Source organism: Streptomyces sp. NPDC006365 (assembly GCF_042870755.1).
Lineage (GTDB): Bacteria > Actinomycetota > Actinomycetes > Streptomycetales > Streptomycetaceae > Streptomyces > Streptomyces xiangluensis.
Window position 1 is genome coordinate 111,388 of record NZ_JBIAHS010000007.1, and the last position, 17,269, is coordinate 128,656.

General features: G+C 68.9%; 12 protein-coding genes. 3 read left to right on the top strand and 9 right to left on the bottom strand.

Features of this window, described 5'->3' with window-relative positions; genetic code table 11:
• Positions 1 to 40 precede the first annotated feature (40 nt).
• Positions 41 to 1,186 carry an acyl-CoA dehydrogenase family protein gene (locus ACFYO0_RS20785; RefSeq protein WP_388677857.1) on the top strand — a complete coding sequence of 382 codons (1,146 nt, stop codon included), beginning with the start codon at positions 41 to 43 and terminating at the stop codon, positions 1,184 to 1,186.
• Positions 1,186 to 2,157, top strand: a complete 972-nt coding sequence (locus tag ACFYO0_RS20790; protein ID WP_388677860.1) for an acyl-CoA dehydrogenase family protein — start codon at positions 1,186 to 1,188, stop codon at positions 2,155 to 2,157. The genes ACFYO0_RS20785 and ACFYO0_RS20790 overlap by 1 nt, the downstream gene beginning before the upstream one ends.
• Here the strand turns inward: ACFYO0_RS20790 and ACFYO0_RS20795 are convergent.
• Positions 2,132 to 3,778, bottom strand: coding sequence for a cytochrome bc complex cytochrome b subunit (locus ACFYO0_RS20795; RefSeq protein ID WP_388677863.1), 1,647 nt, complete (start codon positions 3,776 to 3,778; stop codon positions 2,132 to 2,134). The genes ACFYO0_RS20790 and ACFYO0_RS20795 overlap by 26 nt on opposite strands.
• A 75-nt stretch (positions 3,779 to 3,853) precedes the next feature.
• Entirely contained in the window at positions 3,854 to 4,573 is a 720-nt protein-coding gene (locus ACFYO0_RS20800) for a vWA domain-containing protein (RefSeq protein WP_388677866.1), read from the bottom strand.
• Between the two features lie 92 nt (positions 4,574 to 4,665).
• On the opposite strand from ACFYO0_RS20800, the gene ACFYO0_RS20805 reads away from it, so the two are divergent.
• Positions 4,666 to 5,550 (top strand): chitosanase, encoded by an 885-nt coding sequence (locus ACFYO0_RS20805; RefSeq protein ID WP_388677868.1) that lies wholly within the window; start codon positions 4,666 to 4,668, stop codon positions 5,548 to 5,550.
• A gap of 126 nt (positions 5,551 to 5,676) precedes the next feature.
• On the opposite strand, the gene ACFYO0_RS20810 is transcribed toward ACFYO0_RS20805, so the two are convergent.
• The 7 genes from ACFYO0_RS20810 to trpB all read right to left on the bottom strand — a co-directional run bounded on the left by ACFYO0_RS20810 (position 5,677) and on the right by trpB (position 17,225).
• A complete protein-coding gene (locus ACFYO0_RS20810) occupies positions 5,677 to 7,137 on the bottom strand; it encodes a glutamate synthase subunit beta (RefSeq protein WP_388677870.1) in 1,461 nt (486 codons plus the stop codon).
• Complete coding sequence (gene gltB, locus ACFYO0_RS20815; protein ID WP_388678567.1) at positions 7,130 to 11,725, bottom strand: glutamate synthase large subunit; 4,596 nt, start codon at positions 11,723 to 11,725, stop codon at positions 7,130 to 7,132. The genes ACFYO0_RS20810 and gltB overlap by 8 nt, the downstream gene beginning before the upstream one ends.
• A gap of 370 nt (positions 11,726 to 12,095) precedes the next feature.
• Entirely contained in the window at positions 12,096 to 12,824 is a 729-nt protein-coding gene (locus ACFYO0_RS20820) for a VIT1/CCC1 transporter family protein (protein ID WP_388677874.1), read from the bottom strand.
• Positions 12,825 to 13,132: 308 nt separating this feature from the next.
• Positions 13,133 to 14,119: a prolipoprotein diacylglyceryl transferase gene (gene lgt, locus ACFYO0_RS20825; RefSeq protein WP_388677877.1), complete on the bottom strand. Its 987-nt coding sequence runs from the start codon at positions 14,117 to 14,119 to the stop codon at positions 13,133 to 13,135.
• 102 nt (positions 14,120 to 14,221) lie between these two features.
• Entirely contained in the window at positions 14,222 to 15,004 is a 783-nt protein-coding gene (locus tag ACFYO0_RS20830) for a DsbA family protein (RefSeq protein WP_388677879.1), read from the bottom strand.
• A 116-nt stretch (positions 15,005 to 15,120) separates the two neighbouring features.
• The gene (trpA, locus tag ACFYO0_RS20835; protein ID WP_388677882.1) at positions 15,121 to 15,936 is read right to left on the bottom strand and encodes a tryptophan synthase subunit alpha; all 816 of its coding nucleotides are present in this window, start codon (positions 15,934 to 15,936) and stop codon (positions 15,121 to 15,123) included.
• Entirely contained in the window at positions 15,933 to 17,225 is a 1,293-nt protein-coding gene (trpB, locus tag ACFYO0_RS20840; RefSeq protein WP_388677884.1) for a tryptophan synthase subunit beta, read from the bottom strand. The genes trpA and trpB overlap by 4 nt, the downstream gene beginning before the upstream one ends.
• Positions 17,226 to 17,269: the final 44 nt, after the last annotated feature.

A 17,269-nucleotide genomic window follows, 5' to 3' on the forward strand; every position in this document is an offset into this window, starting at 1 on the left:
TCGATTCGATGAGCATCGAGGGACTCCGAGGAAGGTGACCGTGGACCTGAACCACTCCCCCGCCGACGAGGCGTTCCGCGCCGAAGCCCGCGCCTGGCTCGCCGCGCACGTACCGCCCGCACCCCTCCCCTCCCTGGAGACCGAGGAGGGCTTCGCGGCGCACCGCGCGTGGGAGGCCGAACTGGCCGCGGACCGCTGGTCGGTGGTGTCCTGGCCGGTCGCGTACGGCGGCCGGGGCGTCGACATCCTCAAGTGGCTGATCTGCGAAGAGGAGTACTACGCGGCGGGCGCCCCCGGCCGCGTCAGCCAGAACGGCATCAGCCTCCTCGCCCCCACCCTCTTCGACCACGGCACCGAGGAGCAGCGCGCCCGGATCCTGCCGCCCATGGCGTCCGGTGAGGTGATCTGGGCGCAGGCGTGGTCCGAGCCCGAAGCCGGTTCGGACCTGGCCTCGCTCAGGTCCAGGGCGGTGCGCACAGACGGGGGCTGGCGCTTGAGCGGGCAGAAGACATGGTCGTCGCGGGCCGCGTTCGCCGACCGCGCGTTCGGCCTGTTCCGCAGCGAGCCCGACGCCCCGAAACCCCACCAGGGGCTCACGTACGTGATGTTCGACCTGCGCGCGCCAGGCGTCACCGTCCGCCCCATAGGCCGCCTCGACGGAAAGCCGGCCTTCGCGGAAGTCTTCCTGGACGAGGTCTTCGTGCCGGACGAGGACGTGATCGGCGAGCCCGGCCAGGGCTGGCGGGTCGCCATGTCGACAGCGGGCAACGAACGCGGGCTGACCCTCCGCTCCCCCGGCCGTTTCCTCGCCGCTGCCGACAGGCTCGTCGACCTGTGGCGGGCGCACGGCGACCCTGCCGACACGGCCCTGCGCGACCGCGTGGCCGACGCGGTGACCGGCGCCCGCGCGTATCAGCTCTTCACATACGCCCACGCCTCCCGCTTCCTCCAGGGCGAGCCCCTCGGCCCCGAGTCCAGCCTGAACAAGGTCTTCTGGTCCGAGTACGACATCGCACTGCACGAGACGGCGCTCGATCTACTGGGCCCGGAGGGCGAGTTGGCGGACACCGACTGGTGCGACGGCTACGTCTTCTCGCTCGCCGGCCCCGTCTACGCCGGCACCAACGAGATCCAGCGCGACATCATCGCCGAGCGCCTCCTCGGCCTGCCGAAGGGACGCCGCTGATGCGATTCCTCCTCGACGACGAGCAGCAGGTGTTCGCCCGCTCGCTGGACGCGCTGCTGACGGCCGCGGACACCCCGTCGGTCATACGGTCCTGGAGCGCCGGGGATCCCACGGCCGGGCGCGCGCTGTGGACCCGTATGGCCGAGGCGGGAGTCTTCGCGCTCGCGGTTCCCGAGGCGTACGAGGGAATCGGGCCGCTGCCCGTCGAACTGGCCGTGGCCTTCGTGGAGCTGGGGCGGCACGCGGTGCCGGGGCCGCTGGTGGAGACGGTGGCGGCGGCCGTGCTGCTCACCGAGCCGGAGGCGGCCAAGCGGCTGCTCCCCGCGCTGGCGTCCGGCGAGGTGATCGCCACGTTGGCGCCGGAGGGCTCGTACGCCCTGGACGGTGACGTCGCCACGGTCCTCCTCGCGGTCGACGGCGAGGAACTGCGACTGGCCCCCGGACACGGCCCGGTGCGTACGTCCTTGGACCCGGCTCGCCGCCTCACCCGCCTCGGCCCCGGCGGTGAACTCCTCGTCAGGAACCCGCCCCTTCCCCGGGCCCGCACCTGGGCCCGGCTCGCCACCGCCGCCCAGGCCTTGGGGGTCGGTCTCACTCTCCTCGACAGAACGGTCGCGTACGTCAAGCAGCGCACCCAGTTCGGCGTGCCCATAGGCTCGTTCCAGGCGGTCAAGCATCAGCTGGCCGACGCGAAGCTCGCGTTGGAGTTCGCGCGCCCGCTCGTCTTCGGCGCCGCCCTGTCGATGGACCCGGCTGATGTCGCCGCGGCCAAGGTCACGGCGTGTGAGGCGGCGTACGCCACGGCGCGCACGGCACTGCAACTGCATGGCGCGATCGGCTACACCGGGGAGTACGACCTGTCCCTGTGGCTGACCAAGGCACGCGCCCTGCGAACCGCCTGGGGCAGCCCGGGCGAGTGCCGGGCCGCGGTGCTCGGCAGCGGGCTCAGTGGTGGTGGTCGCCGCTCGTGAGTTCCCGGTACTCCTCGGGGGTCGGTTTGGGGATGTGCGTGCCCGGCCCGTACATGACGCGGGCGAGCCGGGCGCGCAGCCGTTCCGTGGGTCTGACCTTCCGGACGACACCGTTCTCGTCGACAGTCGGACCCACTTCGTACGGCGGGGCCTGCTCATGCTGGGTGAGGGTGTACCGCTGGGCCTGCGAGAGCGGCTCGTGCACCTCGATGAACTCGCCGTTCGGCAGCCGCTTGATGGTGCCGGACTCCCTGCCGTGCAGCACCTTGTCCCGGTCGCGGCGTTGCAGCCCCATGCAGATCCGTCTGGTGATGATGAAGGCGAGGACCGGCACCACGAAGAAGCCGATCCGCACGGACCACGTGATCACGTTGATCGACAGATGGAAGCGCGTGGCCACGATGTCGTTGCCTCCGCCGATCAGCAGCACCCCGTACAGACTCAGCCAGGCCACGCCGAGGCCGGTGCGCGTGGGCACGTTGCGCGGGCGGTCCAGGACGTGGTGCTCGCGTTTGTCGCCGGTGATCCAGGCCTCGATGAACGGGTACACGCCGATCGCCAGCATGATCAGCGGGAAGAGGGCGAAGGGGATGAAGACGCCGAGCGCCAGGGTGTGGCCGAAGGCGTTGATCTCCCATGCCGGCATCACCCGGATCAGTCCCTCGGAGAAGCCGAGGTACCAGTCGGGCTGAGCGCCCGTGCCGACCAGGTCGGGTCGGTAGGGGCCGATGGCCCAGACGGGGTTGATGGTCGCGACGGCACCCATCACCGACAGCACACCGAAGACCAGGAAGAAGAAGCCGCCGGCCTTGGCCATGTAGACCGGCAGGAAAGGCATCCCGACCACGGACTTCTGGTCGCGTCCCGGCCCGGGGTACTGGGTGTGCTTGTGATAGAAGACCAGGATCAGATGGGCGACCACCAGGCCGAGCATGATCCCGGGCAGCAGGAGGATGTGGATCGGGTACAGCCGGGCGATGATGTCGTCCCCCGGGAACTCTCCACCGAAGAGGAAGAAGGAGAGATAGGTTCCCACGACCGGCACCGAGAGGATCGCGCCCTGCGCGAAGCGGATGCCGGTGCCGGAGAGCAGGTCGTCGGGGAGCGAATAGCCGGTCAGCCCGGTGATGATGCCGAGGAACAGCAGCGTCCAGCCGAACAGCCAGTTCAGCTCGCGCGGCTTGCGGAACGCGCCGGTGAAGAACACCCGCATCATGTGGATCAGCATCCCGGCGACGAACACGACCGCCGCCCAGTGGTGGATCTGCCGGATGAGGAGTCCGCCGCGCACGTCGAAGCTGATGTCGAGTGTGGACTCGTACGCCCTGGTCATGATGATGCCGTTCAGGGGCTCGTACGAGCCGTGGTAGACGGTCTCGGCGCTGCTCGGTTCGAAGAACAGCGTGAGGTAGACGCCTGTGAGGATCAGGATGAGGAAGGTGTAGAGGCAGATCTCACCCAGCATGAAGGACGGGTGGTCCGGGAACACCTTGCGCATCTGGGCCTTGGCAAGCCCGTAGACCCCGAGCCGCCCGTCGGCCCAGTCCGCCAGCCGCTCGCCCTTGCCCATCTGCACCGGCCGCCCGCCCGTACCGTGCCGGTCCGCCGATCGCGCGCCCATATGCCGCCTCTCGCCGCAGATCCTCCCAGACTGACACGACGGTCACACAAATCCAACGAGGTCGCGAGCGGTCTGTCAGTGGACGATCCCCCGGGCCCGGGCCGCCGACAGCCACTGCGGGAACTCGGCCACCAGACGGTCGTACAACTCACGGTCGGAGACCCGTCGCGGATTGGAACCTGCGTGGAAGAAGCCGGCGTTGTCGACGATCCGCTTACCCGGCACCGCCAGTTCGTCGAGCTTGCGGAGGAAGTCGAACTGTTTGCTCGTCGCGTCGCCGAAGCCGATGAACTGCCAGAAGAGGGGGAGCTTCGCGGCCTTGCACAGGTACCGCTCGGCGGCGAGCTTGTTGATCGGGCCGCCGTCGGTCTGGAAGACGACCAGGGCCGGGTCCTTGGAACCGCTGTCCAGGTAGTGGTCGATGACCGCGTCCATGGCCAGGTGGTAGCTGGTCTTGCCCATGTGGCCGAGGCCCGCGACGATCCGTCCGACACGGCCCTGGTGGTCGTCGAGCGCGATGTCCGTCACCGCGTCGATGTCCGTGGAGAAGAACACCACGGGTACGGTCCCGTCGTCGTCGAAGTGCGCCGACAGACCGAGCACCCGGTCGGCGAGCGCCTGCACGCTGCCGTCCTTGTAGTACGGCTTCATCGAACCCGAGTAGTCGACGACGAGATAGACGGCGGCCCGCTGTCCGCTCAGCCCGTGCTCGGCGAGGCTCGCTCCCGCGCTCTTGTAGAGGGAGACCAGCGCGGGCGCCGTCTCCTCCACCTTTCTGAGGCTGATCCCGGCCAAAGCGGCTCCTTCCGGTCATGCGCCGACCAGCTGAGCGTAGCTCGGGGAACCACTCGCCACGTCCGCGTGCGGCAGAAAGTACCCTGAGCGCCATGAAGCGTGCTGGTTGCCTGCTATTCGCCGCGGTGCCCGTCTTTGTCACGGCCACGGTCTACTTCTTCACGCCCGGGGAGACGGGGTCGGACGGCTCCGGCTCCGGGGCAAAGCCGTCGGCTTCGCAGCCGACCGGGCGGGCAGCCGAGGATGCGCTGATCGCGGATCTGCCGCCCGGGCTTGCGGCGCCGCAGAAGAAGGAACTCGCCAACAAGCTCGTGGCGAGTGCGGAGAACTCCACGCTGAACTGGCGCGGCCAGTACGGCTATATCGAGGACATCGGCGACGGTCAGGGCTACACCGCGGGCATAGTCGGCTTCTGCACCGGCACGCACGATCTCCTCGTCCTCGTCGAGCGCTACACGAAGGAGCACCCGGACAACGGGCTCGCGCGCTATCTGCCCGCTCTTCGCAAGGTGGACGGAACGGACTCCCATGAGGGCCTGGATCCCGGCTTCACGGCTGACTGGAAGAAGGAGGCGGAAGTGGCGGCGTTCCGCGAGGCCCAGAACGAGGTGCGTGACGCCATCTACTTCGAGCCCGCGGTGCGGCTCGCCAAACTCGACGGTCTCGGTACGCTCGGTCAGTTCATCTACTACGACGCCATGGTCATGCACGGTCCGGGCATCGGTCCGACCGGCTTCTACGGTCTGCGTGAGCGCGCCGTCTCCGAGGCGGATACACCTGCGCAGGGTGGCAAGGAGAAGGCGTACCTCGACATCTTCCTGGACATCCGCCGCGCGGCGATGAAGTCCCGGAAGTCCCATCGCGACACGAGCCGTATCGATACGGCACAGCGGCGTTTCCTGTACGACGGGAATCTTGCCCTCGAGGCTCCGCTGGAGTGGAAGATGTATGGAGAAACGTTCCGGGTGTCCAAGTAGCCGGTCGGGCGACTGCGGGGTTTTCGCGGGGGCGGAACACCACAACGCCCGCCCAGCGTCCGGTCGGGGACAAGGGGCGGGCGATGTGTGTTCCGTACGCCTTTGTACGGGACGTTTCGGGGGGTGTCAGACCGCGAGTGCGCGGTCCGTCGGGCGGATGGGGGCCGGGAGGTCGCTCGCGCCCGCGAGGAAGCGGTCGACCCCGCGGGCGGCAGAGCGGCCCTCCGCGATGGCCCAGACGATCAGCGACTGGCCGCGTCCGGCGTCACCGGCCACGAACACACCCGGAACGCTCGTCTGGAAGTCGCCGTCACGGGCGACATTGCCCCGCTCGTCGAGGTCCAGGCCGAATTGCGAGACCATCCCGTTCTCCTGGTCGATGCCCGTGAAGCCCATCGCAAGCGTGACCAGCTGAGCCGGAATCTTCCGCTCCGTACCCGGCTTCTGGTTCAGCTTGCCGTCCACGAACTCGACCTCGACGAGGTGCAGCCACTGCACGTTGCCGTCCTCGTCACCCTCGAAGTGCGTCGTCGAGACGGAGTAGACACGCTCGCCGCCCTCCTCGTGCGCGGAGGTGACCTTGTAGAGCATGGGGAACGTCGGCCAGGGCTGCCCGGCGTTCCGCTCGTCGCCAGGCCGCGGCATGATCTCCAGCTGCGTGACGGAGGCCGCGCCCTGGCGGTGGGCCGTGCCCACACAGTCGGCACCGGTGTCACCGCCACCGATGACCACGACATGCTTGCCCTCGGCGGTGATCGGAGGCGACACATAGTCACCCTCCTGCACCTTGTTGGCCAGCGGCAGGTACTCCATCGCGAAGTGGATGCCGTTCAGCTCACGCCCGGGGACAGGGAGGTCACGCGAGACGGTCGATCCGGCCGCGATGACCACGGCGTCGTACCGCTTGCGCAGATCCGTCGCCTTGATGTCGCGCCCGACCTCGATGCCCGTACGGAAGCGGGTGCCCTCCGCGCGCATCTGCTCGATACGGCGGTTGATGTGCCGCTTCTCCATCTTGAACTCGGGGATGCCGTAGCGCAGGAGGCCGCCGATGCGGTCCGCTCGCTCGTACACCGCCACCGTGTGGCCGGCCCGCGTCAGCTGCTGAGCCGCCGCCAGGCCCGCCGGGCCCGAGCCGACGACCGCGACCGTCTTGCCGGACAGCCGCTCGGGCGCCTGCGGGGCGACATCGCCGCTGTCCCACGCCTTGTCGATGATCGAGACTTCGACGTTCTTGATGGTCACGGCGGGCTGGTTGATGCCGAGGACGCAGGCCGACTCGCACGGGGCCGGGCACAGCCGCCCGGTGAACTCCGGGAAGTTGTTCGTGGCGTGCAGCCGCTCCGACGCCGCCGACCAGTCCTCGCGGTACGCGTAGTCGTTCCACTCGGGGATCAGGTTCCCCAGCGGACAGCCGTTGTGGCAGAACGGGATACCGCAGTCCATGCAGCGCGAGGCCTGCTTGGAGATGATCGGCAGCAGCGAGCCGGGGACGTAGACCTCGTTCCAGTCCCTGACGCGCTCCTCGACAGGACGGGTCCTGGCGACCTCGCGGCCGTGGTTCAGAAAGCCCTTCGGATCAGCCATTGGTCGCCGCCTCCATCATCTTCTCGGTGATCTCGGACTCGGAGAGCCCGGCTCGCTCGGCGGCGTCCTTGGCGGCGAGCACTGCCTTGTACGTACTGGGGATGATCTTGCTGAAGCGGTCCACCGACTCGGACCACTCGGCGAGGAGCTTCCCGGCGACCGTGGAGCCGGTCTCCTCCGCGTGCCGGCGCACCACGTCGTGCAGCCACTGCTTGTCGGTGTCGTCCAGCTTCTCGATGGCGCCGACGTTGCCGACGTTCACGTTGTCGCGGTTCAGGTCGATGACGTAGGCGATGCCGCCCGACATACCGGCCGCGAAGTTGCGGCCCGTCTCGCCGAGGACCACCGCGTGACCGCCGGTCATGTACTCGCAGCCGTGGTCGCCCACACCCTCGGACACGACCGTCGCGCCGGAGTTGCGCACGCAGAACCGCTCGCCGCTACGGCCGCGGAGGAACAGCTCGCCGCCGGTCGCACCGTACGCGATCGTGTTGCCCGCGATCGTGGAGAACTCGGCGAGGTGGTCGGCACCCCGGTCGGGACGCACGATCAACCGGCCGCCGGACAGACCCTTGCCGACGTAGTCGTTTGCGTCGCCCTCCAGGCGCAGCGTGACACCGCGCGGCAGGAAGGCGCCGAAGGACTGGCCCGCCGAACCCGTGAAGGTGATGTCGATGGTGTCGTCGGGCAGGCCCGCGCCACCGAACTTCTTCGTCACCTCGTGGCCGAGCATGGTGCCGACCGTGCGGTTGATGTTGCGGATCGCGACCTGGGCGCGGACCGGCTGGGCGTCGGTCGCACCGGCCGCGGCCAGGGCGTCGGCGGAGAGCTTGATCAGCTCGTTGTCGAGCGCCTTCTCCAGGCCGTGGTCCTGCGCGACGACCTGGTGGCGCACCGCGCCCTCGGGCAGCTCGGGCACGTGGAACAGCGGCTCCAGGTCCAGGCCCTGCGCCTTCCAGTGGTCGATGGCACGCGTGACGTCGAGCGCCTCGGCGTGGCCGACGGCCTCCTCGATGGAGCGGAAGCCCAGCTCGGCGAGGAGCTCGCGGACCTCCTCGGCGATGAACTGGAAGAAGTTCACGACGTACTCGGCCTTGCCCGTGAACCGGTCCCGCAGCGTCGGGTTCTGCGTGGCGATACCGACCGGGCAGGTGTCCAGGTGGCAGACGCGCATCATGACGCAGCCGGAGACGACGAGCGGCGCGGTCGCGAAACCGAACTCCTCGGCGCCGAGCAGCGCGGCGATGACGACGTCACGGCCGGTCTTCAGCTGGCCGTCGGTCTGCACGACGATGCGGTCGCGCAGGCCGTTCAGCAGCAGCGTCTGCTGGGTCTCGGCGAGGCCGAGCTCCCAGGGTCCACCGGCGTGCTTCAAAGAAGTGAGCGGCGACGCGCCCGTACCACCGTCGTGACCCGAGATGAGTACGACATCGGCGTGCGCCTTGGAGACACCCGCGGCGACCGTACCGACACCGACCTCGGAGACCAGCTTCACGTGAATCCGCGCCTGCGGGTTCGCGTTCTTCAGGTCGTGGATCAGCTGGGCCAGGTCCTCGATGGAGTAGATGTCGTGGTGCGGCGGCGGGGAGATGAGGCCGACACCAGGGGTGCTGTGCCGGGTCTTGGCCACCCACGGGTAGACCTTGTGGCCGGGCAGCTGGCCGCCCTCGCCGGGCTTGGCGCCCTGGGCCATCTTGATCTGGATGTCGTCCGCGTTGACCAGGTACTCCGACGTCACACCGAAGCGGCCGGAGGCGACCTGCTTGATCGACGAACGGCGCGCCGGGTCGTACAGCCGGTCCGCGTCCTCGCCGCCCTCACCGGTGTTGGACTTGCCGCCCAGCTGGTTCATCGCGATGGCGAGCGTCTCGTGCGCTTCCTTCGAGATGGAGCCGTACGACATGGCGCCGGTGGAGAAGCGCTTGACGATCTCGCTGACCGGCTCGACCTCGTCGACGGAGATCGGCTCGCGGTCCGACTTGAAGCCGAACATGCCGCGCAGCGTCATCAGCCGCTCGGACTGCTCGTTCACGCGGTCCGTGTACTTCTTGAAGATGTCGTAGCTGCCGCTGCGCGTGGAGTGCTGGAGGCGGAAGACCGTCTCCGGGTCGAACAGGTGCGGCTCGCCCTCGCGGCGCCACTGGTACTCGCCGCCTATGTCGAGGGCGCGGTGCGCGGGCGCGATGCCGCTCGCCGGGTACGCCTTGGCGTGGCGGGCGGCGACCTCCTTGGCGATGACGTCGATGCCGACGCCGCCGATCTTGGTGGCGGTGCCGTTGAAGTACTTCTCGACGAAGGCCTGGTCGAGGCCGACGGCCTCGAAGACCTGGGCGCCGCGGTATGAGGCGACGGTCGAGATGCCCATCTTGGACATGACCTTCAGAACGCCCTTGCCCAGGGCGTATATCAGGTTGCGGATGGCCTTCTCGGGCTCGATGCCGGGCAGGAACGTCCCTGCGCGGACGAGGTCCTCGACGGACTCCATCGCCAGGTACGGGTTCACGGCCGCGGCGCCGTAGCCGATGAGCAGGGCCACGTGGTGGACCTCGCGGACGTCACCGGCCTCGACGAGCAGGCCCACCTGGGTGCGCTGCTTCGTACGGATCAGGTGGTGGTGGACGGCCGCGGTGAGCAGCAGCGACGGTATAGGCGCGTGCTCGGCGTCGGAGTGCCGGTCCGAGAGGACGATCAGGCGGGCGCCGTTCTCTATGGCGGCGTCGGCCTCGGTGCAGATCTCCTCGATACGGGCCGCGAGGGCGTCGCCGCCACCGCCGACCCGGTAGAGACCCGACAGCGTCGCGGCCTTCATGCCCGGCATGTCGCCGTCGGCGTTGATGTGGATGAGCTTGGCCAGCTCGTCGTTGTCGATCACCGGGAAGGGCAGCGTGACACTGCGGCACGACGCGGCGGTCGGCTCCAGGAGGTTGCCCGCGGGCCCGAGGGACGATCGCAGCGAGGTGACGAGCTCCTCGCGGATGGCGTCCAGCGGCGGGTTGGTGACCTGCGCGAACAGCTGGGTGAAGTAGTCGAAGAGGAGACGCGGGCGGTCGGACAGGGCCGCGATCGGCGAGTCCGTGCCCATCGAACCGATCGGCTCCGCACCGGCCTTGGCCATCGGCGCGAGGATGACGCGCAGCTCCTCCTCGGTGTAGCCGAAGGTCTGCTGGCGGCGGGTGACCGAGGCGTGGGTGTGCACGATGTGCTCGCGCTCGGGCAGGTCGGAGAGCTCGATCTCGCCGGCTTCCAGCCACTCGGCGTACGGGTTCTCGGCGGCGAGCTCGGCCTTGATCTCGTCGTCCTCGATGATGCGGTGCTCGGCGGTGTCCACGAGGAACATCCGGCCGGGCTGCAGCCGGCCCTTGCGGACGACCTTGGCCGGCTCGATGTCGAGGACGCCGACCTCGGAGCCGAGGACGACGAGGCCGTCGTCGGTCACCCAGTAACGGCCGGGGCGCAGTCCGTTGCGGTCGAGGACCGCCCCGACCTGGGTGCCGTCGGTGAACGTGACACAGGCCGGGCCGTCCCAGGGCTCCATCATCGTGGAGTGGAACTGGTAGAAGGCGCGCCGGGCCGGGTCCATGGAGTCGTGGTTCTCCCACGCCTCCGGGATCATCATCAGCACGGAGTGCGGCAGCGAACGGCCGCCGAGGTGGAGCAGCTCCAGGACCTCGTCGAAGGACGCCGAGTCGGAGGCCTCCGGCGTACAGATCGGGAAGACCCGGTCCAGGTTCTCCTGCGGGCCGAACAGGTCGGAGACCAGCTGGGACTCGCGGGCGCGCATCCAGTTGCGGTTGCCCATGACCGTGTTGATCTCGCCGTTGTGCGCGACGAAGCGGTACGGGTGCGCGAGCGGCCAGCTCGGGAAGGTGTTGGTGGAGAACCGGGAGTGCACGAGCGCGATCGCGGAGGCGAAGCGGCGGTCGGACAGATCCGGGAAGAAGGGCTCCAGCTGACCGGTGGTGAGCATGCCCTTGTAGACGATGGTGCGCGCGGAGAGCGACGGGAAGTACACGTCGGCCTCACGCTCGGCGCGCTTGCGCAGCACAAAGGCCTTGCGGTCGAGGTCGATGCCCTTGCTGACGCCGTCGCTCACGAAGATCTGCCGGAAGGCGGGCATCGTGGAGCGGGCGGTGGCGCCCAGCAGTTCGGGGGCGACCGGGACCTCGCGCCAGCCGAGGACGGTCAGGCCCTCGTCGGCGGCGATCGCGTCGATCCGCGCCACGGCGTCGGCCGCGTCGTGCTCGGGCAGGAAGGCGATACCGACCGCGTACGCACCGGCCTCGGGCAGCTCGAATCCGGCCACCTCACGGAAGAAGTCGTCGGGCACCTGGGACAGGATGCCCGCCCCGTCACCCGAGTCGGGTTCGGAGCCGGTGGCACCGCGGTGTTCCAGGTTGCGCAGGACGGTCAGCGCCTGCTCGACCAGCGCATGGCTCGCCTCGCCGGTGAGGGTCGCCACAAAGCCGACGCCACAGGCGTCGTGCTCGTTGCGGGGGTCGTACATACCCTGCGCAGCAGGGCGAGCATCCATGAACGACCAGTTCTGGCCGTTCTCGGAATGCTGGGACGGCTGGCGCGGCGTACGCATCGGCTCTCCCGTCGTCGTCATGTGGCATATGCAGATTGCCGAGGGACGACGTTGGCCCTCTGCTGAGATCAAAATTTCGTGCAGGTTACATGATGGAGCGGTTCTCGGGAACCGGATACCGCGTTCCAACATGCGGACACCGCAGGTCGCGGTGGGGGTACCGCTCGTGGCGGTGGAATAAGGGGACCAACGGGGACAGATCCATGCCCGTCGGTCCGGGCACGCGGCGGGCAACGTCGCCCACCGCACTGGTGCACAGCAGGCCTCATTGCCCGCAGCGCTTACGGCTCATGCCCAGTGGTTAAGGAATCGAAACCGCTGAGTAACAGCTACTTATGCAGTCCCATGCATAGAACCCTCAGCCGATCCATCATACGGCCGCACCGAACAGACTGCCCAGGGCGTACGTCACACCCGCCGCGGCACCGCCCAGGGCGAGCTGCCGCAGCCCGCTGTACCACCAGGACCGAGCGGTCACCCTGGCCACGACAGCCCCGCATGCGAAGAGCCCGAGCAGCGCCAGCAGCACGGCAGGCCACAGCGCGGTGGCACCCAGCAGATACGGGAGTACGGGCAGCAGGGCGCCCAGCGCGAACGAGCCGAAGGAGGAGGCGGCGGCCACGGTCGGCGAGGGCAGGTCACCGGGGTCGATACCCAGCTCCTCACGCGCATGGATCTCCAAGGCCTGCTCGGGGTCCTTCGACAGCTGCCGGGCCACCTCGCGGGCGAGTGCGGGGGTGACGCCCCGGCCTTCGTACAGCTGGGCGAGCTCTCGCTCCTCGTCCTTGGGATGCTTGCGCAACTCCCGGCGCTCCACGTCGAGTTCGGCCTCCACGAGCTCGCGCTGCGAGGCCACGGAGGTGTACTCGCCGGCCGCCATGGAGAAAGCGCCGGCGGCGAGTCCCGCGAGGCCGGTGAGGACGACCGTCTGGTGGGAGACGGCCCCGCCCGCCACACCCGTCATCAGCGCCAGGTTCGAGACGAGACCGTCCATCGCACCGAAGACCGCGGGACGCAGCCAGCCACCGTTGACGTCCCGGTGGGTGTGGTTGTCGCGGTGCGCTTCGTGCAGGCTCGCTTCGGTCTCGATGATGGCCACGTCAGGTCCCCCCAGAGAGTTTGATTGGACTAATTCCATTTCTCGACAGCATTAAAAGTACGCCGGAAATTTCCCCTCTGCCAGCAAGGAAGGCCGTACTTACCTGCGCTTTTGTGCGCGTCCAGGCTGCGTGAGGCTCTGCTCATGACGCCTGTCGCCGTACTCGGCACGTCACTGCGGCCTGCGCGGCTGGGTCGATGCCGTACCGCGCCGAGATCGAGGATCGGTACGCCGCGAGGGCGGGCACACCTCATGACGAAGGGGGCGCCCCAAGCACTGGGGCGCCCCCTTCGACGTACAGGCCGAGGTCAGGTCTTCTTCGCCGCCTCGGCCTCGTCCTTCACAGCCTCGTCCTTCACATCGGACTTCGCATCGGAGGAGTCACCGGATTCCGCGGTGGCGGCCTCCTTGGACTCCTTGGACTCCTTCTCGGACTCCTCGCCGGAAACCTCGGCCTCGCCCGCCGGACCGTCGCCGGCAGCCGCCGGCTCCACGACCTCTTCCCGTCCGGGGCGCCGCTTGGCCGACAGCACCATGTACAGGACGGCGAGGAGGAAGACCACGATCGCGGTCCAGTTGTTCAGACGCAGGCCGAGGAATTCATGGGCCTCGTCGACGCGCATGTACTCGATCCAGAACCGGCCCGCGCAGTACGCGGCGACGTACAGGGCGAACGCCCGGCCGTGCCCGAGCTTGAAGCGCCGGTCGGCCCAGATGACGAGCAGTGCGACGCCGATGCACCACAGCGACTCGTAGAGGAAGGTCGGGTGGTACGTGCCAGGAATGCGCCCGTCGTCCGAGGACGTGATCTTCACCGCCCAGGGCAGATCCGTGGCCCGCCCGTACAGCTCCTGGTTGAACCAGTTGCCCCAGCGGCCGACGGCCTGCGCGAGAGCGATGCCCGGGGCGACGGCGTCGGCCCAGGCGGGCAGCGGGATCCCGCGGCGGCGGCAGCCGATCCACGCTCCCAGGCCGCCCATCGCGATGGCGCCCCAGATACCGAGGCCGCCCTCCCAGATCTTGAAGGCGTCGACCCAGTCCTCGCCCTCGCTGAAGTACAGCTGGTAGTCCGTGACGACGTGGTACAGCCGGCCGCCGACGAGACCGAACGGCACCGCCCACACGGCGATGTCGGCCACGGTGCCGGACCGGCCCCCGCGGGCGATCCACCGTTTGTTTCCGAGCCAGACGGCCAGAAAGACGCCGATGATGATGCAGAACGCGTAGCCGCGCAGCGGAATGGGACCGACTTCGACCACACCGCGCGACGGGCTGGGGATATAGGCAAGTTCCATGACAGGGACGACGCTACCCTGCCGGGCGAGAAGTGCGGCAACCCGCCCGGGCTACGGCTCCATAACGGGCACGGGCCCCGGCCCCCGAATTCCTCGCCGACGCTACGACTTGTCCGATTCCTCGACTTCCTCGGCCATCCGCTTCAGCTTCGCGGGGGTCATCGCCCGGTCCTGGTAAATGTTCTCGCCGTTCAGCAGCACGGTCGGGGTGCCCTGGAAGCCGCCGCTCTGGAAGGCCTTGTTGGACTTGGCGACCCAGCTGCTGTGCGTACCGTCCTCGACGCACTTCCTGAACGTGGGGGTGTCGAGTCCGTCGACCTTGCCCGCCAGCCCGATCAGCTTGCCGTTGTCGGCGAACTCGTCGCTCGTCTCCGGAGGCTGGTTCTGGAACAGCACATCGTGGTACGCGGGGAACTTCCCGGCGTTCTGAGCGCATGCGGCGGCATTGGCGGCGCGCAGGGAGCCGCTGCCGCCCATGTTCCCGTCGATCAGCGTGGCGAGATGGTACTCGACCTTCAATTGGCCGGAGTCCGTCAGCTCATGAATCGTCGAGCGGTACGCGTCCTCGAAGCTCCTGCAGGCCGGGCAGCGGAAGTCCTCCCACACCGTGAGCGTCGATCTCGCGCTCTCCTTGCCGACGGGGATGGCGGGACTGTCGTCGCCGTTCGCCCCGGAGGGTGCCCTGACCGGCCCCGCCGTATCCGCCTTGCCGTTGCCCGCGTTCGCGGCCAGGGCACCGATCACCCCCGCCAGTGCCAGTACGCAGACCACGGTGGAACTCACGATCAGCACACGGCGGCGCTTCTCCCCGGCCTTCTGCTTCGCTCGCTCGACCGCCAGCCGCTCGCGGGCGGTGCGCTTTCCTTCACGGTTCTTCTCGCTCACATGTGGCAGAACGAACCGGGGAGACAACGAGCGCCTCCCCGGTCCCAGGTCCACCCGTACGAGTGAGCGGATTGTCCGTTACGTACGCGGAGTTCGGCGGCCGGCCGGACCGCCCGTCACACCGTCCCCCGGACGCCCTTCGCGAGGTCCGCGGCGAGTGTGCGTACGGCCTCCACGGCAGCCGCCTCGTCCGGCGCGTCCAGCATGCGCTTGACGAAGGCCGAGCCGACGATGACGCCGTCGGCGAAGCCGGCGACCTCGGCGGCCTGTCCGGCGTTGGAGACGCCAAGTCCGACACAGACCGGCAGCTCGGTGGTGGCCTTGGTGCGTCGTACGAGGTCCTGCGCCTGCGTGCCCACCGACTCGCGGGTGCCGGTGACGCCCATCAGGGAGGCCGCGTACACGAAGCCGGAGCCCGCCGCGGTGATGTCGGCCAGCCGGGCGTCCTTGCTGCTGGGCGCGACGACGAAGACGGTCGCTAGGCCGTGCTTCTCGGCGTGCTCCCTCCAGAGAGCCGACTCCTGGACGGGAAGGTCGGGCAGGATGCAGCCTGCGCCGCCGGCCGCCGCCAGCTCGGCGGTGAAGCGCTCGACGCCGTAGCGGTCGATGGGGTTCCAGTACGTCATCACGAGCACCGGCTTACCGGTCGCCTCGTATGCCTCGTGGACCGTGCGCATCACGTCCGCGATCCTGACTCCGCCGCGCAGGGCGATGTCGTCGGCGGTCTGGATGACCGGGCCGTCGAGCACGGGGTCACTGTGCGGCAGCCCCACCTCGACGACATCGGCGCCGCCGTCGAAGACGGCCTTGATGGCGTCGATCCCGCCGTCGACGGTCGGGAAGCCGGCCGGGAGGTACGCGATGAGGGCGGACCTGCCCTCTGCCTTCGCTGCCGCGAGGGTGTCGCTCAACAGCTGGATGTTGCCGCTCACTTGGCGTCCCCCTCGATCTCGGCGGTGTCACTGTCGGCATCCGCGGCGACGACGGCGTCGGCGCCCTTGTCGTACAGGCCGAAGTAACGGGCGGCCGTGTCCATGTCCTTGTCGCCGCGCCCGGACAGGTTGACGATGATCAGCCCGTCCTTGCCCAGCTCCTGGCCCACCTCCAGGGCACCGGCGAGCGCGTGCGCACTCTCGATGGCCGGGATGATGCCCTCCGTGCGCGACAGCAGGCGCAGGGCCTGCATCGCCGCGTCGTCGGTGACGGCCCGGTACTCGCCGCGGCCGCTGTCCTTGAGGTACGAGTGCTCGGGGCCGATGCCCGGGTAGTCGAGGCCGGCCGAGATCGAGTACGGCTCGGTGATCTGGCCTTCCTCGTCCTGCAGTACGTAACTCCTCGAACCGTGCAGGATGCCCGGCTCACCTGCGGTCAGGGTGGCCGCGTGCTCGCCGGTCTCGACGCCGTGGCCGGCCGGTTCGCAGCCGATGAGGCGTACGTCCGTGTCGGGGATGAACGCGTGGAACAGGCCGATGGCGTTGGAGCCGCCGCCGACGCAGGCGATGGCGGCGTCGGGGAGCCGTCCGGCGCGCTCCAGGAGCTGGCGCCGGGCCTCGACGCCGATCACCCGGTGGAAGTCGCGCACCATGGCGGGGAAGGGATGCGGACCTGCCACGGTCCCGAACAGGTAGTGGGTGTGCTCTACGTTGGCGACCCAGTCGCGGAACGCCTCGTTGATGGCGTCCTTGAGGGTCCGGGAGCCCGACTTCACGGCGATGACCTCGGCGCCGAGCATGCGCATACGGGCGACGTTGAGGGCCTGCCGCTGGGTGTCGATCTCGCCCATGTAGATGGTGCACTCGAGGCCGAAGAGGGCGCAGGCGGTGGCGGTCGCGACGCCGTGCTGGCCGGCTCCGGTCTCGGCGATGACGCGGGTCTTGCCCATGCGCTTGGTGAGCAGGGCCTGACCGAGCACGTTGTTGATCTTGTGCGAGCCGGTGTGGTTCAGGTCTTCCCGCTTGAGGAAGATCCGGGCGCCACCGGCGTGTTCGGCGAACCGGGGCACCTCGGTCAGTGCGCTCGGACGTCCGGTGTAGTTGACGAGCAGATCGTCCAGCTCGCGCGCGAACTCCGGATCGGCCTTCGCCTTGTCGTACTCCACGGCGACCTCGTCCACGGCGGCGACCAGCGCCTCCGGGATGAACTTGCCGCCGAACGCGCCGAAGTACCCCTCGGCACTGGGAATCTGACCCTCCGGGTCAGGGATGAAGAACTCGCTGGGCATGCGGTTACCTCACAGGGGCGTGGGCCCCGGTTGCAGGTCGGATG

Excerpts from the sequence above, each read along its gene's own strand:
- ACFYO0_RS20790 (WP_388677860.1), top strand. The coding sequence starts at position 1,186 with ATGCGATTCCTCCTCGACGACGAGCAGCAGGTGTTCGCCCGCTCGCTG.
- ACFYO0_RS20795 (WP_388677863.1), bottom strand. The coding sequence starts at position 3,778 with ATGGGCGCGCGATCGGCGGACCGGCACGGTACGGGCGGGCGGCCGGTG.
- ACFYO0_RS20805 (WP_388677868.1), top strand. The coding sequence starts at position 4,666 with ATGAAGCGTGCTGGTTGCCTGCTATTCGCCGCGGTGCCCGTCTTTGTC.
- ACFYO0_RS20810 (WP_388677870.1), bottom strand. The coding sequence starts at position 7,137 with ATGGCTGATCCGAAGGGCTTTCTGAACCACGGCCGCGAGGTCGCCAGG.
- gltB (WP_388678567.1), bottom strand. The coding sequence starts at position 11,725 with ATGCGTACGCCGCGCCAGCCGTCCCAGCATTCCGAGAACGGCCAGAAC.
- lgt (WP_388677877.1), bottom strand. The coding sequence starts at position 14,119 with ATGGAACTTGCCTATATCCCCAGCCCGTCGCGCGGTGTGGTCGAAGTC.
- trpB (WP_388677884.1), bottom strand. The coding sequence starts at position 17,225 with ATGCCCAGCGAGTTCTTCATCCCTGACCCGGAGGGTCAGATTCCCAGT.